Origin of the sequence: Paeniglutamicibacter psychrophenolicus (assembly GCF_030812255.1) — a bacterium.
Taxonomy (GTDB): Bacteria; Actinomycetota; Actinomycetes; order Actinomycetales; family Micrococcaceae; genus Paeniglutamicibacter; species Paeniglutamicibacter psychrophenolicus_A.
Genome location: NZ_JAUSSH010000020.1, coordinates 1 through 21,297 on the forward strand (window position 1 = coordinate 1; position 21,297 = coordinate 21,297).

Below are 21,297 nucleotides of genomic sequence, written 5' to 3' on the forward strand. Positions count from 1 at the left end.
CACCCGGCGGGGGCCGCCCCCCCCCCCGCCCTCTCCCACACCACCCCTTGTTGTTGGGGGGGGGGGGGGGGGGGGGGGGGGGGGGGGGGGGGCGGGGCCCGCGCCCCCCCCCACCCCCGGGGTGCCCGCCGGCTGGAGGTTCCCTGTCGGGATCCGCACTCAGGCGTTGATTTGGTGCTGTTCCTTGTTTTTCGCCGTAATCGCGATCTTGCGTGGCTTGGCCTGCTCGGCAACCGGAATTCGCAAGGCCAGCACCCCGCCGTCGTAGTTGGCCTCGATGTGTCCGGTGTCCAGGTTCTCGCCCAGTACCAGTTGCCGGCTGTAGTGCCCGCGGGACCGTTCGGCGGCGAGGATCTCGACGTTCTCGGCCAGCGGCCCGCGTTCGGCCGTGACGGTGACGACATTGCGTTCCACGTCCAGGTCGATCGAATCCGGGCTGACTCCGGGCAGGTCGAATTCCACCTGGAACACGTCGCCATCCCGCCAGGCGTCCATGGGCATGGCGGCCGGGCGGGAAGCGGTCCCCAGGATTTGCTCGGCGAGCCGGTTGAGGTCCCGGAACGGATCTGTGCGCATCAACATGGTTTTTCACTCCTTCTCGGTGACAATGTCCCTTGCACCCGCCACCAGTGTTTCGGCGGATACAGCAGTTTTATAGCATTGCTCCCACGGAGTTGCAAGTATCTGGCGCGGAAATTCCGGGTCGGGAATCGGCGTGTGAGGTTCCTTGGTCGTTGCGGTCGACTGCGCATGTTCGGCCACGATGCGCCCGCCGCGGGGACCGCTGAAGGTGCTTTCTATCTGCCGTCCTTGTCATCGGTTGGGGGGACCGGATCGTTGGCTTCGGCTTCCAGGCGCAGCTCCCTGCCGTCCCGGACGTCCTGGTCTTCCTGCTTCTGCTGCTTGTCGCTGGCCTTGGTGTCGCGCGGGGGCAGCTGGAGGGTTTCCTCGGCCTCGATGCCGCCTTGCAGTTCGCGGGCGCGTTCGGTCTCGCTGTCGAAGACCGCGCCAAAAAGCAGGGAGAGATTGGCGATCCAGATCCAGAGCAGCATCACGATGACCCCGCCGATGGCGCCATAGGTCTTGTTGTAGTTGCCGAAGTTCACGACGTAGAAGAAGAACCCCAGGGTCGCGACCGCCAGGACGACCAGGGCGATGGCCGAGCCCGGGCTCAGCCAACGGAACTTGGGTTGCTTCACGTTCGGGGTGCCGTAGTAGAGCACGGCAACCAGCACGACAGCGAAAACCACCAGGACGGGCCACTTGGCGATGTTCCACACCGCCACAGCTGTTTCGCCCAGCCCGACAGCATCGCCAATGGTCCGGGCCAGCGGTCCGGAGACGACAAGAAGGATGGCCATGACCACGGCGATCAACAGCAGGACCAGCGTGAGAAGCAGCATCAGTGGCTTCAACTTGTAGAAGGGACGCCCCTCCTGCACGTCGTAGATCCGGTTGACCGCCCGGCCGAAGGCCCCCACATAGCCGGAGGCGCTCCACAGGGCACCGAGCAGACCGGCGGCGAAAGCGAATCCCGCCGAGGGTGCACTGGCCAACTGCTCGATGGGCTGGCGCAGCGTGTTGGCGACTTCCGGGCTCGCGACGCCGTCGAGGATCTGCATCATGGTTTGTGTCGTGGATTGGGCCTGGCCCACCAGGCCCAGCAGCGAGACCAGCGCCAGGAGGGCGGGGAACAGGGAAAGCATGGCGAAGTAGGTCAGTGCGGCGGCCAGGTCGATGCACTTCTCGCGGGAGAATTCCCTGATCGAACGCTTGAGGACATAGCGCCACGATGCGCCGCCCAACTCCGCGGGCGTGTCGGGCTTCCGTTCGTCGTCGGGCGCCGGAGCCGAACGGCCCTTTTGGGCGGTCTTGGCGTAGGTTCCACTTCCGCTCGTGGATTCGCTTCTACTGGACATGCCAACACCTCGAGATCGATGGACTTTCGTGGACGTTTTCCCGCTGGCCCAAAGTCAAACACGCCCCACCGGGCCGGGCAAGGATTTGCACAGGGGTCTTCGGATGCGTCCGGCCGGTTCCGCCCCGGCTGGTTCCCGGCCGTGCGTTGCCATATTCCGCCGGCCCCCAGGACGGCCCGGGCCGGGATGCGCACCCACCGCCGGATGCATTGGTTGCGGGCATGCGGCGCGGCCGGTGCCCGGGCCAAAGCCGCGCCGGCGGAATCGGCGCGGCCTCCGCGCGGTCCCTGGACCATGCGGCCGACGCGGGCGATACGGATGGCGCGGGTATTCCGGTCCCCGGCCGGCAACGGGCGCACCGTGGCACGGGGCCTGCTTCGGAAGGCAGGAAGATGCCCCGGGGCGGCCGATGGCGTGGGGATTCCACAGGTGCCAACAAGGAGAGGACCTGCCACCTCGGGCGGGTGCAGGGCACGCTGGTGGTATCGGCCGAACCCCTCGACCATGGGTCTTGGCGGCCCTGGAGGGGGCCCTGACGGGTTGGATGCCTGTCCCGGCATGCCGCTTCGGCGGGAGGGCAACGACGCTGGCGACGCGGAAAGGATGCAGCGAAGCAAGACAGGCCACCTGAAGCCGGGCCATCGGCCGTGCCGGCCATGCCGGCCACCGTCTCAACCGGGTTGCTCCCGGATGCCCTCCATCAGCAAAGCGAGCACCGCACGGTCGGCCTGGCGACGCGGATCGGCCACGACGCCGCGCTCAAAAAGATCGATGAGCCGGGGGTTCACATAGGAGCCGCGGGCGACGGCGGGGGTGTTGTGCAACCATGCGGCGGCTTCGTCGATGGCCGCCGCCACGGCGTCCGGGGAGGTGGCCCCGGCGCGCAGGGAGCGGCCCAGCGACAGGGCGGCCACGACGGTGCCCTGCCACGTGCGGAAGTCCTTGGCGGTGAAGCCGTGCCCCGCCACTTCTCCCAGATAGGCGTTGACCTCGCCGTCCGAGACGGGTTTCCATTCCTTGCGCCGCGCCACGGTCACCGCATGGCAAATCGCCGGGCCCGAACCGGGAGTGCGCGGCAGCGCAGCGAGGTACCCGGCCAGCAACTTGTCCGTGATCGCGACATCCCAGTCACCGGCCGACTTGCCGCGGAACTTCAGCTGCACGGTATCTCCCTCCAGGAGCAGGTGGCGCTTGAGCAGCGTGGTGGCACCGAAGGAACCGTTCTCCTTCGCGTAGGCTGCGCCCCCGATCCGGAGCCCGGCCCTGTCCATGAGGCGAACGGCGGCGGCCAGTGCCCGCCGCCGCGGGTCCCGCACCTGCTTGAGGTCGCGGGTGACGCTCCGGCGGATCGTGGGCAGGCGCTGGGCGAAAGCCAGGGACCGAACGAACTTCTCGTGCTCGCGCACCTGCCGCCACCGGGGGTGGTAGATGTATTGCAGCCGTCCAGCCGAGTCCACCCCGGTCGCCTGGATGTGTGCCGTGGGGGCGGAAGCGATCCACACCTGGGTCCACGCCGGGGGGATGGCCAGTGCGTTGATGCGCTCGAGCAGGCGCTCCGAACGGATCCTGCGGCCGTTGGCCGAGACGTAGCTGAATCCGCGTCCCGCGACCCGGCGGCGGATGCCCCTGGTGCCGGGCCGTACATGTTCCAGTTCCTCGTCCACCTAGGCTCCCTTGCGAGTTTTCTTCCGGGCTGCCTTGGTGTCGGACGCGTTCCCCGTGGTGGGCGTCTTCTTCTTGGCCGGGGCCTGTTTCTTGTCGGCCTGCTTCTTTTCCGCGCCCGGCTGCGCGGACTCAGAACCTGACCCGCCCTTGCCGCCTGCCGCCTGGCCCGCCGCTGGTGTGGAGGGGGTTCGCTTGGTGGCAATGCTGCGTTTGAGTGCCTCCATCAGGTCTATCACCTCCCCCTTTTCCCCGTTGTCCGAGGTGTCGCTGGCTCCGAAGGTGGCCTCGGTATCCAAGCCGTCGCCCCGCTGGAGCTTCTCGCTGATCAGCGTGCGCAACTGCACCTGGTACTCGTCCTCGAAGGCCTCGGGGGTGAAGTCGGTGGTGAACTGCCTGACCAGGGCCGCGGACATCTTCATCTCCTGCGGGCTGATCTTGCCGGCTGCGCGGGCGGAAGCGAAGTCCGCCTCGCGAACCTCGTCCGCCCACAGCATCCCCTGCAAGAGCATCACGTCACCGCGGACCCGCAGGATGCCAAGGCGGGTCTTTTGCCGCAGGGCGAACTTCACCACGGCCGTCAGTTCCGTTTCCTTCAGCGTCTGGCGCAGCAAGGCATAGGCCTTGGGCGACTTCGAATCCGGGGCGAGGTAGTAGCTGCGCTCCAGCATGATCGGGTCGATCTGGTCGTTGGGAACAAACTGGATGACGTCGATTTCCCGGCTTTTCTCCGCGGGGAGGGCTTCCATCTCCACGTCGCTGAGCACGACGGTGCGTTCCCCGTCGTCAAAGCCCTTGTCAATGTGTTCGTAGGGGACCTTCTTCCCGCATTTCTCGCACTTGCGCAGGTAACGGATCCGCCCGCCGTCCGCGTCATGCACCTGGTGCAAGTCCACATCATGGTCCTCGGTGGCCCCGTAGGCCTTGACCGGCACGTTGACCAGTCCGAAGGCGATGGATCCGCTCCATATTGCTCTCATGGACCCAGTCAAGCACCCGCGCCCGACCATGGCCAGAGAATGCACGTCGGGCAGGGCCGCGGAGCGGACCTGCCCCGGGGTCAGTCGGCCGGCTTCAGGTCGTCGGTCGCCGGGCCCGCAACGGGGGTTCCGGTCGGCGTGAAGCGCGACCCGTGCAGCGGGCAGTCCCACGATGCCTCCTTGTCGTTCCAAGGGGGGATGCCACCGAGGTGGATGCACGCCGGCGACACCCGGCAGGTTCGCCCTTTGACGGTGGATACCGCCACCGGGTGCAGTCCCTCGCGGACGACCGAACCCGCAAGCTGGCGCTCGCCGTCGGGGCCTCCCGGTCCCTGGGCCCGCTCGTGGCCCGCGAACTCGGGAACCGCGGGTACCGCGTGGTGGTCTGCGCGCGGGGCCGGGGAGCTTGCGGAGACATGCGCCGCTGGCCGCAGGCAAACTAGCTGCCGGCCAGCAGCCTGGCATAGATCCGGCGGTGCGCCGCTGCAAGATCCCGACGTTGGGCCAGGCGCGCGGATGCATCAAGCCCAGGCAGCCCGGGCCGCCGCAGCAAGCCCTCCACCGCCTCCAGGAGTGAGTCCTCCTCCACGCCGCCGGCCCCCCGCCGGAATTCGGCAATCGAGGGGTGCTGGTCGGCGTAGTGCCCGCAATCCGGGGCCGCCACGTGCGTGCCCACGTCCAGGGCCGCCTCCAGCCAGCCCGAATGCGTGCCGAAGCGGTAGGGGAGCACGCATAGGTCCAGCGAGGCCAGGTAGGTGAACAGCTCCGGTTCGCTGAAGTACTCATGGGCCTGCAGCTCCCACAGTCCCTCGGCCGCCCCCGCGCGCAGCTTGCGCGCCAGGGCGGGTTGGTACTCGGGACTGTGGGCATCCAGTGGTTGGGCGTGGATATTGACCTGGAGCACGGTGCCGGGCAACCGGGCCACGATGCGGGCCAGCGGATCGAGGATTCCCTGATCCATGTTGGGCCGCAGGCCCTTGAAGTGCACGCCGATCCGCTTGGGTGCGCGGGGCCTTGAAGGCGCAGTACGCGTGCGCGAGCTGCGGATCCGGTCCATGGAGGCGAAGTCCACCACATGGGGGTGCGGCAGCACCTGGGCCTCGGCACCCCAGCGGGCGTGGATTTCCCGTGCTGCCCCCGGGGTGAGGGTGATGAGCTTGTCCGCCGCGGGAATCAGCACCTCGAGCCGTTCCCGGTGCGCCCCTGGATCGGGCTGGTGCGGGTTGACCAGGTCATGGACGGTGTAGACCAACGGCTTGCCGAAGCGGCGAAGCTCGGCTGCCAGGCCGCGCAGCTCGGCCGGGTCCGCAGCGTCGAACCCGAAGTGGATGTGCATCAGGTCAAAGGCGTGGCGGTTGGCCCTGACCCATTCGGGTGACAGCATGGCCGGGGGCCACCAGCGGGACTGCACGGAGCGGACCCCGCCGGCGGGCCGGGGATCGGGCAGTCGCAGCACCTCGCGGGCGCCGCCGGGGTTTGGGTGTTCCAGGTGGCGGATGTAGATCTGGTTGGCCGGGACGGAAGCTACCCTGACCGGTGCGCCAGCGCGGGTGCTGCTCAAGCTTTCCTCCTTGGTTATGGACATATTGGACACCGATCCATGGGACGGGAACGTATGCTGGGTGGAACCCCGCGGATGGCATCCGGTGCCCGGGATGTCGGCAGGCGGGCGACCCGGGGGGTTCGATGGAAGAACGCAGTTTTTCGGTACTCGTGATCGTCCACGGACGGGCGGGGCACCTGCGGGCATTGCTGGCCGGGGTCCAGCGTTCGGCCGAACTGCCGCAGGAGGTCGTGGTCGTTTACATGGATGAGCCTGACCCCGAGCCGCTCCCGTGCTCCGTGCCGCTGCGGATCCACCATGTCGCTTCGCGCCCGGGCGAAGCGGGTCTGCCGCTGGCCCGGGCCCGCAACGCCGCCGCCGCCGCGGCGGCCTGTCCCTACCTGGTGTTCCTGGATGTGGATTGCATTCCCGCCGCCCCGTTGTTCACCGCGATGGTCGATGCGATTACGGGCGGCGACGTGCTGGCCATGGCCGAGCCGCGCTACCTCCGGGCTCCGCTGGAGCCCGGATCCGGCAGGGACGACAGGGCGTTGCGTGCCGCTTCCGTTCCCCACCGGGCCCGCGCGCAACTGGACCGGAACGGGTCCGGCTTGCGCCATGAGATGTTCTGGTCGTTGGGTTTCTCCATCAAGGCCGGACTCTTTGCCCGGTTGGGCGGATTTGACGAGGGGTTCACCGGGTACGGGGCCGAGGACACCGACTTCGCCTTCAGGGCGCGGTCCGCCGGGGTGCCGATGTGCTTTGTCCCCGAGGCCCTGTTCCACCAGCACCACGGGGTACACAAGCCTCCGCTGAACCATTTCGAAGCGATCATCGCCAATGCCCGGCGGTTCCATGCCCGCTGGGGCACCTGGCCGATGGAAGGCTGGTTGGGGGCGTTTGCCGGACTGGGCTTGCTGGACTGGGATCCTGCCGGCTGCCGGCTTGAGGTGCTGCGGTCCCCGGAGGCCAAGGAAATCGCCGCGGCACGCAGCACCGACCCCTATTGAGCCCAGGCTCATGAGCGGGCGCCTTGGATGCATGTGGCCAGCAGGGCGTTGATTCCGGCCGTGAAGCCCTCCCGGGTGCCAAACAGGCAGGCAGCCAGCGCCCCGGGCGCCGAACCGGCGGTCCGTTGCAGCAGCGCCGGCCAATCGGCCGCAGCCGCCCAGGATTCGAGCATCGGGATTCCCGCGGCGCGTTCCAAGGCACGGGCAAAATGCAGTTGTTCGCCATGCGGGCGTTCCTCCGGGACCAACAGCACCGGCCGGTTGCAGGCTGCCGCGGCGGCCACCGCGTTGTGCCCCGCGGAGCTGACCAGGACATCGGCGCCGCGCATGGTCCTGGCCGGATCCGCCAAGACCCCCAGCAACGTGAGGTTCTCCGGCAACGGGGTCCCGTCCCGCTCCACGGCACCGGCGACCTCCCACGTCCAGTTCCGCGAGCCGGCGGCCGCCGCCGCCAAGTGCCGCAAGGGAATGGCGGAAGCCAGGGACGTCTGCACCACCACCCGTCGCCGGCTTCCCGGGGGGCGGGGGGTCCCGGGTGCGGCCGCCACGGCCGCGTGGAGGGTTCCGGGCACCGGCAGGTAGTGGCTCTTGCCGCGGTAGGCCGCCAGGTGGGCAGGGTCCTCGAGCGCTTCGGGAAAATACCCAAAGAGGCCATCGCTGATCGCATAGGCCAACCGGTGGGCGGGGTCCTGCCGGTCCCCGGGCATCCGACGGAACGCGACCGGATAGCCGCTGAGCCGGGCAAAGAGTGCCACTTCCACCGAGACATCGACCATGACCACGTCCGGGGCGAACCGGGCCCAGGCGTGGTTCAGCGCGGTGAAGCGCCGTTGGATGCCCTGGCCGACGGGGGCATAGTGCAGGTGGTCCCCGGGCCGCATTTTTCCCGGATTCTGCGCGGGTCCGGCATCGGGCGGAAGTGCCACATAATCCCGCACCGCGGGCACGAGGTCGTGCCGAAGGGCACCGGTGCTGGCCACTTGCAGTTCGATGCCTTCCAGCTGCGCCAGCCTTTGGGCATGGCGCAGGTGGCCGGTGCCGAAATGGTGGGCATAGTAGGCCACTTTCCAGCTCACGAATGCCTTTCCTGCGGGCCGGGGCGTACCGCGGACACCGCGGCCAAGCGATTCTCGTAGGCCTCGATCATTGATTCCAGTGAGTATGCGCGGGCACTGTTGCGCACCTGGGCCCGGTCCAGGTCCCTGGCCTGGATGATGGCCCGGGCCAATGCGGCGGCGTCCCGGCTGTGGGCAACGACACCGGCGTCCCCATTGATGATTTCGGCCATGGCGCCCCCGGGAAGTGCGGCGACGGGGGTGCCGCAGGCGATCGCCTCAAGGGTCGTCAACCCGAAGGGCTCCTCCCACAGGGGTGAGGAAATGAAGACCTGCGCGGAGGAAATCATCCTCCCCAGCTCGTGTTGCCCCACGTGGCCGCGGTACGTGACGTCGCGGTCCAGTTCCGGCTCGATGAGGGCCCGGAAATACTCGGCGTCCTGGATGGGGCCGGCGATCTGCAGTTTTGTGTGGGTGGCCCGGGCGGCGGCAATCGCCAGGTGGGTTCCTTTTTCCGGCGTGATGCGACCGGTCCACGCGGCGGTGCCGGGGACCGGTTCCACGCCGGTGCCCCAGTTCTCCAGGGCGATGCCATTGTGGACCACCTCGATGTCCGGCAGCCAGCGACGCCACTCGAGGGCGTTGGCGTGGGAGACGGTCACGTGGCGGTGCAGCGGATCCGGTTCCCAAGCCGGGGCGCCAAAGATGTCCGCCAGTCGCGGCAGGACCGGTGTATGCAGCACGTGCAGGGTCGGAATCCCCACCAGTTCGCGGTGGGGGACCGGACTGAGGGAATTGTTCAGCACGGCGTCGTATGACCCGGCGCGGATCGAGGTCGCTGCCCGTGACATGGCACCGTCCAGGGCCTCGTGCTGGCGGTTGCGTCCATCGGAATCCGGATACCCGGCCACGGCGTAGGACTGCGGCAACACTGGTTCCACACGGCATGGTGCCACGCTGCCTTCCTTGGCAAAAAGCGTGACGTGGTGGCCCCGGGCTGCCAGCCCGGCAGCCAGATGGGCGGTGTGCGACTCCATGCCGCCGGCAAAGGGCGGGGCGATCGGGTGGTGCAGGTGCGCCAGGACGGCGATCCGGAGTCGACCGCCGGCGGGGTGGGATTCGAGTATCACGTGCGCATCCGCATCGGCAGCTGACTCCTTCACTTGGTGCTGGCATTCAGGAACAGGCAAGCCCGCTTGCCTGTTCCCGTGGTATGGATTCAGGATATGGCCGTAAATCGGATCGGGATAGCTTTTTGCAAGCAGCCGGAAAACGACCGGGCTTGCCGGCGTGCCCCACAGCGGCTCGCGCCACGCTCGGGCTCTTGCTGGAACCATGAATGCTTGCACCGGCGTCCGGTTCGCTTGCCCGTCCGATTCCACGGTGCATGGAACGCTTCCCGCCGGGACACGCAACCCTGGCGAACCGAACGGCCGTCGGCCGGATGCTGGGTTATGGCCGTGACGGCATGGACTCCGGGCGGCCGGCGCATCCAGGCCCAAGGGCGGAATGCTCCGCCGGCGCCGCCTGGGGCCCGCTCGTCCCCGGGTGGGATCCCCGGTGCAGCGAGCTCGCCGTCATGGCGCTGGACGAGCGGCAGTACGGCTTCGATGACGGGCCCTGCCTGACCGCGCTGTGCCGGCAGCGCGTGGTCTTCATTCCGGACCTTCACACATCGAGGCAATGGGGGCGCTGGGCCGGGGAAATCGCCTCCAGCGGCGTGCATTCCATTCTGGCGGTCCCCGTGGAAGCCGGCAGCGGCACCCGGGCGGCACTCAACTGCTACGCCCGCGACCCATGGAACCATGGACGAGGAATTCGTCACGGCGGTGGAGGCCTTGACCGGACCGATCTCGCGCATCCTGCGCCAGGCCCTGGGTTTCCCCCTGCCGGCGCTTGCCGGTTCGGACCTGGGCATCGAACTGCCGGCGCGCGGACTGGTCGACGGCGCGGTCGCAGTGATCATGGTCCAAGACAAGTGCAGCCGTGCCGAGGCCTTCGCGCAATGAAGAGTGGCCGTGCCAGGCGGCCCGGACTTCGATCCAGGCGTTGCGAAGAGACTCCAAGACCTGGTCTTGGGGAGTGTGGACCTCGAGGACTTCCTCACCGAGCTTTCCCGATTCTCGGCGGCACTGGCCGCGGGGGAGACCCTGCCGCAGCTGGCCTGCACCGTGACGCTGAAGCAGCGGCGCCGTGCCATGCTGCACGCCGGGGGCCTCAGCCGCCCGGACCCTGGCCCAGTTGCAGTCCGGCCCGGGCGAAGGCCCCGTTTCGGCCGCACTTGAGGGCACCCGGGGAGTTCTGCTTAATAAGGCCGCGGAGGATTCCCGCTGTCCGGCATGCGCCGCCGCGCTGCTGGACGAGGGGGTGAGTAGAGTCCTGGCGGTTCCGCTCGTGCTGGAAGAGGGAGCCGTGGCGGTCCTTGGCCTCTATTCCGCGGACCCGAAAGCATTCACCGGGATCGTGGTCCGAGGAGCCGAACGCAACGGGCACCATGCCCGGAAGGCGTTGCTGCTTGCCCGGCGGATCACTTCCAAGGCTCAAGTCGCGCAAGACCTGGAAGCGGCCATGGAGTCGCGCACCGCCATCGACCCGGCGGTGGGCATCATCATGGGGCAGCAGCGCTGCTCGCAGGATGAGGCGTTCACGTTCCTCTCGCGGGCGGCATCCAACCGAAACCAGAAACCGCGGACCGTGGCCGCCGGGCTCGAGGAGAACCTGAACGGTACCGGAGCCAAGACCCACTTCGAGACGTAGCCTGCGCCGGCGTCCTACCCGCCGGGAGTGTAGCCCTGCTGCAGGACGGAATACGGCACCGAAGGCGGCCGGGTGGTGCGCACGCCGTGGAATTCCTCGCAGCTGCCGCACCAGCATTCAACGTCCCATGCCGCGGGTGTTGAGCCTGTGGCCGGCACGGGGGTCACCCGTTCGTAGACCAGGTAGTCGCTGCTGTGGCACGTTTCGCAGATGACGGCCGGCGGGTTTTCCGGCACGGCGGGTGCCGCAAGGATGTTTGCAGGATTTGCGGCGGCCTTGTGGCAAGCTTTTTGGGGAGGCGCAATGCGCGGAGGGGAAATCAGGGGTTCGATCCTTCGTGGAGCACGGAATCAGAACGTGTTTCCCGGAGGCTGGAGAAGTCACGTGCGGCCGGCCGAATGATTCACAGACCGTTGCACCGTTGATTATGGACATGACGTTGCGCCAGGCACAAGCGTCTTGGCACGTTGCTTCACCTTTGGTTGCCGATGCCGGTGACGGCTCCGCGTCCGGTGCCGCCAGCGGCTGGCTGCCTTCGTCGGCAACGCGCCGGTCCGTGGCCGGAACCTGCGCATCGTGTCCACAGGGTTTGCGCGGAGCTCGGGCGGAAAGGCCAGCTGGACCCGGAGGGGGCGTCAGGTGCCCATGGACCATGCCTCCGCACCGTCACCATGCAGCAAAATTCGGTGCGGCATCGCCGGTGGTGTGGTGGTGCGAAATCCCTGGTACTCCTCGCACTGGCCGCACCAGCATTCAACATCCCATTGCGGGGGGTTCGTGCCTTGCCGTGGCACCGGCTTCACCTCTTCATAGACCAGGTACTGGTCGCTATGGCATCGTCCGCAGATCGCCGGGGACTCCCGGTTTACCCTTGCCGCGACGGGGATGTCAGCGGTTGGTTCGCTGCGTCCCGTCGCCGGATCCATTTCATGTGGGGTTTTCATGAGCCCGATCCTCGAAGTTCCGAAAATGTTGCAACGGAGAGAGCGTTTCCCGGGTCTGGGGAAACCACGTGCGGCCGGCGCAAACACCGCCGACCCATCGATAGCATGATTATGCACACCGCGCTTCCGGCTAGGCAAGGGTTTCAACACGCGCGGGCGCGGGGTCGTCGTGGAGGGGAACAAGGCAGAGCATTCTTCCCTGCGGCTGCGCCCGTTCGCGTCGGGAGCCCCGCAATTCCGCGACCGTTCGGGACGCCGGGCGGGGAGTCAGCGCGGTGCAGCGCTTTGCCCCCGCACCGGGAGGGTAGATACCGCACGGTCGGGCTGCCGCCGGGCATCGGCCGCCTTCCCGTGGTCGAACAGCTCAATCACCCGCGGGTCAACATAGGAATCCCGCGCCACCGCCGGGGTGTTGTGGAGCCAGTCGACAGCTTCCTGGACCGCGGGCGTCACGGCCGCAGGAGAACCTTGCCCCGAGCGGAAGGAACGGGCCAGGGACAGGGCTGCCACCACGGTGCCCTGCCAGGTGCGAAAGTCCTTCCCGTGAATCCGTGGCCCGCAATCCGGCCGGGGTAGGCATTGACCTCCGCGTCGGTGACGGGAAGCCAGTTCTTCCCCCCGTCCGCTGTCCGCCGGGTGGCAGATGGCTGGCCCCGACGCCCGGCGGCACGGCAGCGCGGCAAGGTAGCTGGCCAGCCGTTGGTCCCGGAACGACACGCCCCAGGTTCCCCCGGACTTGCCCGTGAACCTCAAGTACACCTTGTCGCCCGTGCATTTCACGTGGCGCTTGAGCAACGTGGTGGCGCCGAAGGATCCGTTCTCCCGGGCATAGACCGCGCCGCCCACGCGCAAGCCGGCCGGTCCATCAATCGCACCGCCGCCGCCAACGCCCGCAACCGGGGATCGGAGGTTGACTGCAGGTCCAGGGACACGCGACGGCGGATCGCCGGCAGGCGGCGGGCGAAGGCCGGCGACCGGAGAAACATCGCCTCCCCGCGGGCCTCGTGCCAGCGCGGATGGTGGATGTACTGAGTACGGCCGGCGGCCTCCACCCCGGTGGCCAGGATGTGGGCCTCCGGGGAAGCCGAGATCCAGAGGTCGGTCCAGACCGGGGGGATGGCCAGTTTCCGGATGCATTCGAGCGTCCGCGGCGAACCGAGGCGCCGCCCGCCGGCCCCGTGGTGCTGAAACCGCCTCCTGCGGCCCTGCGACGAAAGCCGCCGCTGCCCGGCTCGACGTGTTTGAGGCCATCGTGCATCCAGGCACCCTTTCCGGACCTTGGGCCCGTTGCCTTCTGCGTGGTGCCGGGTTTCTTGCTCTTGGCGGCCGTCTTCCTGGTGCTGCTTGCGGATTCCTTTTTCGTGGCCTTTTTCTTGGCGGTGGCCGCACCTTGGCTCCCCGTGCCGGTTGCCTTCGCGGACCCCGGCTTGCGGGCGATGCTTCGCTTGAGCGCTTCCATCAGTCGACCACCTCCCCGGCGCCTGCCGTTGCCGCCCCGGTGCCCGCCGCCGAGAAGGTTTCCCCGGTGTCCAGCGCGTCGCCCTCGGCGAGCTTCTTCTCGATCAGCGCGCGCAGCTGGACCTGGTAGGCGTCCTCGAAATCACCGGACATGAAATCGGCGCTGTACTGCTTGACGAGAGTCGCGGATATCTTTAGCTCCTGCGCCGAGACCTTGCTGTCCGCCAGGGCCTTGGGAACCTCGACCTCGCGCAGCTCGTCGGCCCACAGCAGCCCCTGTAGCACCAGCATGCCTCCGCGCACCCGCAGGGCATCCAGCCGGGTCTTTTGCCGCAGCGCGAATTTAGCCACCGCGGCCAACTCGGTTTCCTCCAGCGTCCGCTGCAGCAGAACATAGGACTGGGCGGAACGTGAATCGGGCGTGAGGTGGTAGCTGTGCTCGAGCATCAAGGGGTCGATCTGGTCGCTGGGCACAAACTGGACGATCTCGATCTCGCGGCTACTCTCCGCGGGCAGCGCCCGCATCTCCGCGTCGGTCAGCACCACGGTCCGGTCGCCGTCGTCGTAGGCCTTGGCAATGCGTTCGTAAGGGACCTTCTTGCCGCACACCTCGCAGCGACGCTGGTAGCGGATCCGCCTGTCGTCTGCGGCGTGCACCTGGTGCAGCTCCACGTCGCGGTCGGTCGTCGCGCCATGGGCCTTGACCGGCACATTGACCAGCCCGAATGCGATCGATCCGCTCCAAATGGCTCTCATTCCGCCGGCGAAGCACCAGCCGAAGACCCTGGCCCTTACCTGTACGGTGCCGGATGCCTCCCGCGACGGCGAGCCGGAAGGGCATCACCGCCTGGCCGGACCCGAACGCATGGGTGTCCGCCAGCCTCCCACGCTCCGATCAACTTCCCCTCCTTCGGCATACCCCACACTCGGTTCCGCAGACTTGGTGACCGGGTCGGCAAGGTCTTCCGATGCCTGAAGAACCGGAATTTCCAAAAAAAGAAGCCGGCGGCCACGAATTTGCGCCTCTGCCATGATCCTGCTGCCCGGGCTGCGCACGCCGGCACGTGGACTGTGGTCCAAAGCAGGTTTTCCGCTAGCGGGTTCGCCGGAGACAAGGGACACTGCTGGGTAGCAACCCCGCGGCCGGACCCACCCCGAACAGCGCCCGGCACCCAAACGAACATTTCGGGTGGAAATGCAAAAGGCTTGCGGCTTGCACACCGCGTCGTTAAGTTTGGTCATGTCATCCCGCTGGGACAGGGGGCCGAAGCGTGACAAGGAGAGAAACCATGGCAAACGAAAACAACTTCGGAGCTGACGAAAACAGCGGTGGGCCCGGCGAGAAAGCCAAGAACCCCGCGGGCGGGGCCTCGGATGCCGACCAGTTCGGTTCCGAAGGCGAGGCGGCGGCCGGCGTCGTGAGCACCGGCGGCTACGGGGGCAGCAGGGCCTCGGGCGGATCGCAGGACACCCAGTACGACCCCGAGAGGGAATCGGGCATGGAGGTCGAATCGGAAGCGGAGGGCGGCCAGGATCCCGAAGGCTCCGAATCCGGGCGGTTGGGTGCCGCGGACCAGAGCGCGTTCGGCGGCGACACGGGCATTGGCGGCTTCGACAATGGCCAGGCAGAAGAATCGTCGGAATCGCGTGGTGACACGGATTCCGGTGAGACCGGCGAGCCGGGCGACGACGGCATCGCGGGCGACGCCGATCGCGAAGAGGGCTGAATCGGGCCCTCGGCTCCCGCGCCAGGGCGGAGGCAGCGCACCCGCGGCATGACGGGCCGCGGGCAGGCCGCTGAACCTGCGGGAGCCTGCCGGTCGTCCATGCCGGGAACCAGGCGCTGCCGCCCACCGTCTCGTGGCGTCCCGCCACACGCAAGACCGCACCCATTGCTGCCTGCTGCGGCGCCACTGGTCTCTTGATGGACGGCGAAGCACCCATCGTGTCCCTGTGGGGCAACCATTGATGGGCCAGGCGACCAAGGTGTTCCCCCGTGGGCGGGAACCTGCCTGGGGCGGTACCGCCCGGATCGCCGGCGGCCAGGACCTGCAAAGCCACCGGCCCGGGCCATGGACGGGTGCAAATCCGGGAGTGCCGGTCGCAAAACCATGTACCGACGCCGAAGCCCGGTGCTAGCCTGAGCGCAACGACGAAGGGCAGTCTGATTCCCCATGCAGTGGCGTACTCCGGACAGCACCGTGGCACTGCTGCGCGAAGGGTATGCCTTCATCGCGGCCCGGTGCGAGAAAATGGACACCGACGTGTTCACCACCCGCATTGCGCTGCGCAGGGTCACCTGCATGCGCGGGGCGGAAGCCGCACGACTTTTCTACGAGGGGGAGCGCTTCAGCCGGGCCAACGCCATGCCGGCCTCCGTGCAGCACCTGTTGCAGGACGCCGGGAGCGTGCAGACCCTTGAAGGCGCGGCACACCGCCAACGCAAGGAAATGTTTCTGGACCTGCTCGGCCCCTCGGACCTGGCACGGTTGCGCAGCATCTTCAGGCGGTGCTGGATGGAAGAACTGGCCCAAAGCGGCCAGGAAATGGTGCTGCAGGATGCTGCCGCGCGCATCCTGACCCGCACCGCCTGCCAATGGGCCGGCTTGGAGCTGGGATCCGCAGCGTTGCGGCGACGAACCCGCGAGCTTACAGCCATGATCAACCGCGCCGGGTCCTTCGGGCCGGCCAACTGGAACGCCCGGAGGTTGCGCCGGAACAGCGAGCGCTGGGCAGCAGCGGAGATCCAGGCGGCGCGGAGCGCCGAAGGCGGGTCCGGGGACGTCGTGCAGCGACTGGCACGGCACCTCGATACGGCAGGAAGACCCTTGGAAACGCAAGTGGCAGCCGTGGAATTGCTCAACCTCCTGCGCCCCGTGGTCGCGATCGGCCGGTACCTCGTGTTCTCCGCGGTGGCGCTCGAGGAAAATCCGTCCTGGCGTCGGCGCATCGCCTCCGGCCAGGACGGCACCGTTGAGGCCTTTGCCCAGGAGGTGCGCCGCCGCTACCCCTTTTTCCCGTTTGTCGGAGGCACGGTGGAACGGGCCTTCACCTTCGCAGACCACCAATTCACCCCCGGAGAGTGGGTGCTCCTTGACCTCTACGGGACCAACCACGACCGGCGCCTGTGGCCCGACCCGGCCGCATTCGACCCCGGGCGGTTCATGGGTCGGCAGCCGGGTCCCAACGAGTTGGTTCCCCAGGGCGCGGGCAACGTTGCCGAAGGACACCGTTGCCCGGGGGAGGAAGCGACATTGGGGATCTTGGCCGAGGCAATCGGCCTGTTGGCCGCACAGGATTCCTGGAAGGTGCCGGTCCAGGACCTGAGCATTTCCCTGCACAAGGCGCCCGCGGACCCGCACAGCGGATTCATCATGTTCAGGGAACCGCCATCCACCCATGCCAAAGGAGCACCGCAATGAAAACCCTCAAGCCATTCAAGGCCGTGGAACTGCTGGAACGGCTGGAATCCCTGGATGCGATGGTCGCCCCGGTGCAGCGCGTGGTGCGCCGTGTGCTGGGGACTTCCGACGCCGCAGACCTGCTCCACGGTGTTCCGCTCGGCCACCCGGCCCACCCCTTTCTCGTCCAGTTGCCCACCGGTGCCTTGGGCGCGGCGGTACTGCTCGATGCGGTGCCCGGAGCCGAACGGGCGGCACGGACGTTGCTCGCCGCGGGCCTGCTCGCAATGCCGCCTGCCATCGCCACGGGGCTGGCGGACTGGGCCGAGGGACACCCGCAGCACTTGCGTGTGGGGCTGGTCCATGCGGGGGGCAACGTCGTGGCGGCCGGATGCTTCGCCTATTCGCTGACGGCACGGATCAGCGGTCGCAGCGGGGGCAGGGTCTCTGCCCTGGCCGGACTCGCGGTGCTGGGCGCTGCCGGTTTCCTGGGCGGGCATCTGTCGTTCAGGCTCGCGTCCGGCGCCAACCACGTTGAGGCCGTGCCACACCTGGTCCCAGCCGGATGGTCCCATCTTGGGCTGCTGCAGGAGATCCCCGAGCGGCAGTTGCACCGGCGGATGCTGGGACGGGTGCCGTTGCTGCTCTGGCGCGAGGGCGACGAAATCTCGGCGATCTCCAACGAGTGCCCGCACCTGTCGGGCCCGCTGCACGAGGGCACGGTGACAGGGACGGAAGCCGATACCTGCGTGAGGTGCCCGTGGCACGGAAGCGAATTTTCGCTGTCCACCGGGCAGGTCGTCCGCGGCCCCGCCACGGCGCCCGCCGCGTCCTTCGCGGTCTGGGTCAAGGATGAGCGCGTGCAGGTGTATTTGCCAGGTGCGGGCTAGGACCTGTCCGGCAGCCGCATGGGCACAGGTACGCGCCGGGGCCCACAGGCCGGAAGCTTCCCGCAGGAACCAGGGCACCAACGTCGTCGCACGGCGCGGCAGGGGCAGACGGTGGCGGTGGGCCTGGCCAGGGCCGGCGGCGTGGCGATCCCAAGTGTTTGACGGCACGGTCCCTCCCCGAAAACGGCAGCCCCGCCCCAAGCACGAAGAAGCTTGCACTGACCTGTGTGGGGAGGCCCTCGCCGGCAGAAAACGACATGCATCGCCAAAACCGCAGTCGGTGCGGACCGTTCCCGGGCGGCCAGTGCGGCGGTGAGCCGGGCGGCAGCGCGGACTGGCTGTCCCGGAACCCGGCACCCGCGGTTCGCGGACCCAGGGCATCGACCCCGACGACCACTCCGCAGGGGCCCTGACCGATCCCTCCAGGGCCGTGCGCAGCTCCAGGCGGGGGCACGGCCAGGCAGCTCTCCGCGAACCAACGGCCGTGAAAACGACGGATGAGACCGCAGGTCAAACCATGGACAGTGGCACCGGGAGCCGCTAGCGTGAATTGAACGGTTTCGGGCCGCCGGCGGCCCGAGCGAAACCATCGAAGGGGTTCACCATGGCAGCAAAGAACACCGTCCGGCCTCGCTTCACGGTTCCGGGCCTCTCCCTGCAGGACGGACAAAAGATCGCCGAGGTCCTGCAAACGAGGCTGCACTCGCTCAACGACCTGCAGCTCACCTTGAAGCATGCACACTGGAACGTGGTCGGCCGCGACTTCATTGGCGTACACCAGATGCTGGATCCGCAGATTTTGCTGGTGCGGGCCATGATCGATGAAATCGCCGAACGCATTGCCACGCTGGGCATGTCGCCGAACGGGCTGCCCGGCGCGTTGGTCAAGGAGCGGGACTGGGACGACTATTCCATCGGCCGGGCCCAGACTGCGGAGCACCTGGCTGCCCTGGATCTCGTCTACAACGGGGTGATTTCCAGCCACCGGCAGGCCATCGAAAAAACCGGAAAGCTCGATCCGGTCACCGAGGACATGCTCATCACCCAATGCGCGCAGCTCGAACTCTTCCAATGGTTCATGCGCGCCCACTTGGAATACCCAAGCGGCGTGCTTGAACATGCCGGAGCCGAGACCGAAAAGACTGCAGCAAAGAAAACAAAGTAGCTGCGCCGCGGCTCGGCTGCCGCTGCGCCCAATGAATGGGTAGAGGAGAAATCATGGGTTTCATCGGATGGATCATTCTTGGATTGATCGTCGGGGCCATCGTCAAGATGGTTCTTCCCGGAAGAGTCGGGGGCGGCTGGGTCACCAGCCTGATCCTCGGCGTGGTCGGTGCCGTCGTGGGCGGTTGGATCGGCGACGCGCTCTTCAACGACGGCGAGATGAGCTTCTGGAGCCTCGGCTCCTGGTTGCTGGCCATTCTTGGCGGGCTCATTGTGGCCGGTGTCTACGGAGCCATTACCGGACGCAACAAGGCTGCCACCTGATTTGCGGTCATTCTGTGCGTTGTGCGCCTGTGGCCCCGGTCTTCGGACCGGGGCCACAGACATGGTCGGGTCCCGCCACGCGGCCATGCTCCGGTCGCGAAGAGCCCGTCGACCTTCGAATTCGGAAGTGGGACGCGGCACATGCCCGCCAGTTTTCAGACAATGCTGCGCGTAAGCGCCTCCTCGGGCAAATGACGACCGAGGTTGCCCGGTCCGTGGCGTTGTGCCGACACCCGTCTCGGGGGCCCCTCGAATCCCTCGCCGACCGAATCGCCGGTGAAACTCTTGGGCACGGCCGCGGGTGACGTCGTTTCCGCGCCGAGACCAGCGCCCTGGGCGGGGGCGCCTCGAAGGGGGTTTGCGAGCCGGCGCACGGGGCCCGGACGCCCTCCTGCCGCGGGGCGGTCTTTACCACGTTCAGCTCGGCTTGTTGCGGAAGAAGCAGCAGGCAGATGCCAGCGTGGGGGCGCCGCGTTCCGGAACGGCACAGGTGTTGGACTCGTCTCGGCAGCAACGGTTACCGGCTTTCCCGGCCCGACGTTCCGCGGGTCTGGCAGCGATCGGGAGCGGGACGGGTCCGGTGCAGCAACAGCTGCGAGGCCACCAACGCCGGTGGTGCCGAACGAGACTATGCTTGGTCGCATGACTGCTTCGTGGGATTCCTCACGTCAGGCCTTTGCCGACGCCACGCAGTGGTTCGTGCAAACGTCCGCCCTGGTGCGTGGACGCCGGGACCAGCCTGGCTTGGGCGAATGGGATGTCCGCGCGCTCGTCGGCCACACGAGCCGCGCGCTGCTGACGGTTGAGACATACCTGGCCCGCCCGGCCCAGGCCGTCGACGTGGCTTCCGCCGCAGAATACTTCCAGGCGACCTAGGCCGAAGCCGCCGGCCCAGACGTCGCAACGCGCGGACGCAATGCGGGGACCGCACTTGGCGCCGACCCCCAGGGCACGGTGGAGGAGATCGCCGCACGCGTCCTCAAACTGGTCGATGCCCAGGAAGGCACCGAGCTAATCACAACGATCGCAGGTGGAATGAGGCTCCATGACTACCTGCCCAGCCGCACTTTCGAGTTGGCCGTGCACACGGCTGATCTCCGCACGGCACTCGGATTGCCCGTCGAGATTCCCGACACTGCTGCAACGCAGGCACTCAGGATTGTCTCCGAACTCGCCGTGGCCGGGGGCCTGGCAGGGCCGATCCTTCTCGCCGCCACCGGCCGTTGCCACCTGCCGGCGGCCTTCACGGTGCTTTGAGACACAGGGTGCCCGTGCCCATTCACTTCAGGCGGCGTTCCAGAAGGATGCGGGCGGCTGAACGGCTGGGAGGCCCAGCAAGCCCTCCTGCTTGGGCAAGGTGCCCTTGACGTTGGCATGGAGAAGCAAGCGACCGGCCTCGGCCCGGTCTTGACGACATTTGGGGTCCTGCCATGCTGGTTCTGCCCGACCCCGGATTCGTTCGCGGGCCTCGGCACCCTGGCGCGAGCGATTGTGGGCAGGTCCGTGGCGGTCGGTTCTGGTCACCTGGAGGCCCCGCGCCAGCATGCAGACAGCCAGGACCAGGTGCAGCCAGTTGCCGGCGGCTTTCTTCCTGCAGGCCGGGCTCGACCGTCGGGGAGCGGGCCGTCGGTCCTCGAGCTGCCGCCGCTCGCTGAAGGCACGGTTTCGGGAACGGGTCTGCAAACCCCCGTGAAACGCGCCCCGGGCTCGCAGGGAATTGTTCCTGGAGACCGGCAAGGCCCCCGCGGGACAGCCGCCTCACAGCCGGCTGTCCGCGGTCCCCGGGCCGCGGCGTGGGCATGCAGAAGCCTTGGCGGCACGGCGCCGGGACAGTAGCGTGGGTTCCACGCATGCAGAATGCGTGGAACCCGTACCGCACGAAGAAACGAGGAAGCACGACTTGTCAACGACACCACGCAAGGAAGAACTCGTTCAGGCCGGGCAGACCCCCCAGGGTGCCCGGGACGCATCCGGCGGCAAAGCGACCGCCGATGGCACCGTCGATCCATTCCAGGACCCCGAGATGCTGGCCGCTCGGCTGCCAGATGGCGAGGCCCTGGTTCCCGGGGCCGCAGATGGCTCCGGTTCCGACGGGTCCGACACGGACCGGTTCGCAGCGGATCGGCCCGCCGGCAGCCCGGGATCCAATTCCGCCGACGAGGACGCGGACCGATTCGACGCTGGATAGTC

Annotated in this window: 24 protein-coding genes; 12 read left to right on the forward strand and 12 right to left on the reverse strand. The window is 67.9% G+C overall.

Features of this window, described 5'->3' with window-relative positions; translation table 11 throughout:
* Positions 1–159: 159 nt before the first annotated feature.
* The 5 genes from J2T21_RS19200 to J2T21_RS19220 all read right to left on the reverse strand — a co-directional run bounded on the left by J2T21_RS19200 (position 160) and on the right by J2T21_RS19220 (position 4,827).
* Positions 160–582: an Hsp20/alpha crystallin family protein gene (locus J2T21_RS19200; protein WP_307583630.1), complete on the reverse strand. Its 423-nt coding sequence runs from the start codon at positions 580–582 to the stop codon at positions 160–162.
* 215 nt (positions 583–797) lie between these two features.
* Positions 798–1,919, reverse strand: coding sequence for a YihY/virulence factor BrkB family protein (locus J2T21_RS19205; RefSeq protein WP_307583632.1), 1,122 nt, complete (start codon positions 1,917–1,919; stop codon positions 798–800).
* Positions 1,920–2,590: 671 nt separating this feature from the next.
* A complete protein-coding gene (locus J2T21_RS19210) occupies positions 2,591–3,583 on the reverse strand; it encodes a DNA topoisomerase IB (RefSeq protein WP_307583634.1) in 993 nt (330 codons plus the stop codon).
* Positions 3,584–4,561 (reverse strand): non-homologous end joining protein Ku, encoded by a 978-nt coding sequence (gene ku / locus J2T21_RS19215; protein ID WP_307583635.1) that lies wholly within the window; start codon positions 4,559–4,561, stop codon positions 3,584–3,586. It abuts the gene before it with no gap.
* Positions 4,562–4,641: 80 nt separating this feature from the next.
* Positions 4,642–4,827: a Rieske 2Fe-2S domain-containing protein gene (locus tag J2T21_RS19220; protein WP_307583637.1), complete on the reverse strand. Its 186-nt coding sequence runs from the start codon at positions 4,825–4,827 to the stop codon at positions 4,642–4,644.
* Positions 4,828–4,830: 3 nt separating this feature from the next.
* Here J2T21_RS19220 and J2T21_RS19225 point away from each other — a divergent pair, with 3 nt between their 5' ends.
* Entirely contained in the window at positions 4,831–5,004 is a 174-nt protein-coding gene (locus J2T21_RS19225) for a hypothetical protein (RefSeq protein ID WP_307583639.1), read from the forward strand.
* Here the strand turns inward: J2T21_RS19225 and J2T21_RS19230 are convergent.
* Entirely contained in the window at positions 5,001–6,122 is a 1,122-nt protein-coding gene (locus tag J2T21_RS19230; RefSeq protein ID WP_307583641.1) for a glycosyltransferase, read from the reverse strand. The genes J2T21_RS19225 and J2T21_RS19230 overlap by 4 nt on opposite strands.
* 125 nt (positions 6,123–6,247) lie before the next feature.
* Here J2T21_RS19230 and J2T21_RS19235 point away from each other — a divergent pair, with 125 nt between their 5' ends.
* Positions 6,248–7,114: a glycosyltransferase family 2 protein gene (locus tag J2T21_RS19235; protein WP_307583643.1), complete on the forward strand. Its 867-nt coding sequence runs from the start codon at positions 6,248–6,250 to the stop codon at positions 7,112–7,114.
* A gap of 8 nt (positions 7,115–7,122) precedes the next feature.
* Here J2T21_RS19235 and J2T21_RS19240 read toward each other — a convergent pair whose 3' ends face one another.
* Both J2T21_RS19240 and J2T21_RS19245 read right to left on the reverse strand, forming a co-directional pair.
* Positions 7,123–8,190, reverse strand: a complete 1,068-nt coding sequence (locus J2T21_RS19240; protein WP_307583644.1) for a glycosyltransferase — start codon at positions 8,188–8,190, stop codon at positions 7,123–7,125.
* On the reverse strand, positions 8,187–9,332 hold the full coding sequence (locus J2T21_RS19245) for a glycosyltransferase (protein WP_307583646.1): 1,146 nt from the start codon (positions 9,330–9,332) through the stop codon (positions 8,187–8,189). The genes J2T21_RS19240 and J2T21_RS19245 overlap by 4 nt, the downstream gene beginning before the upstream one ends.
* A 642-nt stretch (positions 9,333–9,974) precedes the next feature.
* On the opposite strand from J2T21_RS19245, the gene J2T21_RS19250 reads away from it, so the two are divergent.
* Positions 9,975–10,178, forward strand: a complete 204-nt coding sequence (locus tag J2T21_RS19250; RefSeq protein WP_307583648.1) for a hypothetical protein — start codon at positions 9,975–9,977, stop codon at positions 10,176–10,178.
* A gap of 184 nt (positions 10,179–10,362) precedes the next feature.
* On the forward strand, positions 10,363–10,926 hold the full coding sequence (locus tag J2T21_RS19255) for a GAF and ANTAR domain-containing protein (protein ID WP_307583650.1): 564 nt from the start codon (positions 10,363–10,365) through the stop codon (positions 10,924–10,926).
* A 14-nt stretch (positions 10,927–10,940) separates the two neighbouring features.
* On the opposite strand, the gene J2T21_RS19260 is transcribed toward J2T21_RS19255, so the two are convergent.
* The 4 genes from J2T21_RS19260 to ku (J2T21_RS19270) all read right to left on the reverse strand — a co-directional run bounded on the left by J2T21_RS19260 (position 10,941) and on the right by ku (J2T21_RS19270) (position 14,084).
* The gene (locus J2T21_RS19260) at positions 10,941–11,162 is read right to left on the reverse strand and encodes a hypothetical protein (protein ID WP_307583652.1); all 222 of its coding nucleotides are present in this window, start codon (positions 11,160–11,162) and stop codon (positions 10,941–10,943) included.
* 399 nt (positions 11,163–11,561) lie between these two features.
* A complete protein-coding gene (locus tag J2T21_RS19265) occupies positions 11,562–11,870 on the reverse strand; it encodes a hypothetical protein (RefSeq protein WP_307583654.1) in 309 nt (102 codons plus the stop codon).
* Between the two features lie 776 nt (positions 11,871–12,646).
* Positions 12,647–13,222 (reverse strand): hypothetical protein, encoded by a 576-nt coding sequence (locus tag J2T21_RS20915; protein WP_373458078.1) that lies wholly within the window; start codon positions 13,220–13,222, stop codon positions 12,647–12,649.
* Between the two features lie 106 nt (positions 13,223–13,328).
* Positions 13,329–14,084, reverse strand: coding sequence for a non-homologous end joining protein Ku (ku, locus tag J2T21_RS19270; RefSeq protein WP_307583656.1), 756 nt, complete (start codon positions 14,082–14,084; stop codon positions 13,329–13,331).
* Between the two features lie 533 nt (positions 14,085–14,617).
* Between ku (J2T21_RS19270) and J2T21_RS19275 the strand changes: the two genes are divergently transcribed.
* The 8 genes from J2T21_RS19275 to J2T21_RS19310 all read left to right on the forward strand — a co-directional run bounded on the left by J2T21_RS19275 (position 14,618) and on the right by J2T21_RS19310 (position 21,295).
* Positions 14,618–15,055 carry a hypothetical protein gene (locus J2T21_RS19275; RefSeq protein WP_307583659.1) on the forward strand — a complete coding sequence of 146 codons (438 nt, stop codon included), beginning with the start codon at positions 14,618–14,620 and terminating at the stop codon, positions 15,053–15,055.
* A gap of 447 nt (positions 15,056–15,502) precedes the next feature.
* The gene (locus tag J2T21_RS19280) at positions 15,503–16,750 is read left to right on the forward strand and encodes a cytochrome P450 (RefSeq protein ID WP_307583661.1); all 1,248 of its coding nucleotides are present in this window, start codon (positions 15,503–15,505) and stop codon (positions 16,748–16,750) included.
* Positions 16,747–17,619 (forward strand): Rieske (2Fe-2S) protein, encoded by an 873-nt coding sequence (locus J2T21_RS19285; protein ID WP_307583663.1) that lies wholly within the window; start codon positions 16,747–16,749, stop codon positions 17,617–17,619. The genes J2T21_RS19280 and J2T21_RS19285 overlap by 4 nt, the downstream gene beginning before the upstream one ends.
* A 604-nt stretch (positions 17,620–18,223) precedes the next feature.
* A complete protein-coding gene (locus J2T21_RS19290) occupies positions 18,224–18,784 on the forward strand; it encodes a Dps family protein (RefSeq protein ID WP_307583665.1) in 561 nt (186 codons plus the stop codon).
* A gap of 53 nt (positions 18,785–18,837) precedes the next feature.
* Positions 18,838–19,107: a GlsB/YeaQ/YmgE family stress response membrane protein gene (locus tag J2T21_RS19295; RefSeq protein ID WP_307583667.1), complete on the forward strand. Its 270-nt coding sequence runs from the start codon at positions 18,838–18,840 to the stop codon at positions 19,105–19,107.
* Between the two features lie 642 nt (positions 19,108–19,749).
* Positions 19,750–19,983: a hypothetical protein gene (locus J2T21_RS19300; protein ID WP_307583669.1), complete on the forward strand. Its 234-nt coding sequence runs from the start codon at positions 19,750–19,752 to the stop codon at positions 19,981–19,983.
* A 78-nt stretch (positions 19,984–20,061) separates the two neighbouring features.
* On the forward strand, positions 20,062–20,364 hold the full coding sequence (locus J2T21_RS19305) for a hypothetical protein (RefSeq protein WP_307583671.1): 303 nt from the start codon (positions 20,062–20,064) through the stop codon (positions 20,362–20,364).
* Positions 20,365–21,007: 643 nt separating this feature from the next.
* A complete protein-coding gene (locus J2T21_RS19310; RefSeq protein ID WP_307583673.1) occupies positions 21,008–21,295 on the forward strand; it encodes a hypothetical protein in 288 nt (95 codons plus the stop codon).
* The last annotated feature ends 2 nt before the right edge of the window (positions 21,296–21,297 follow it).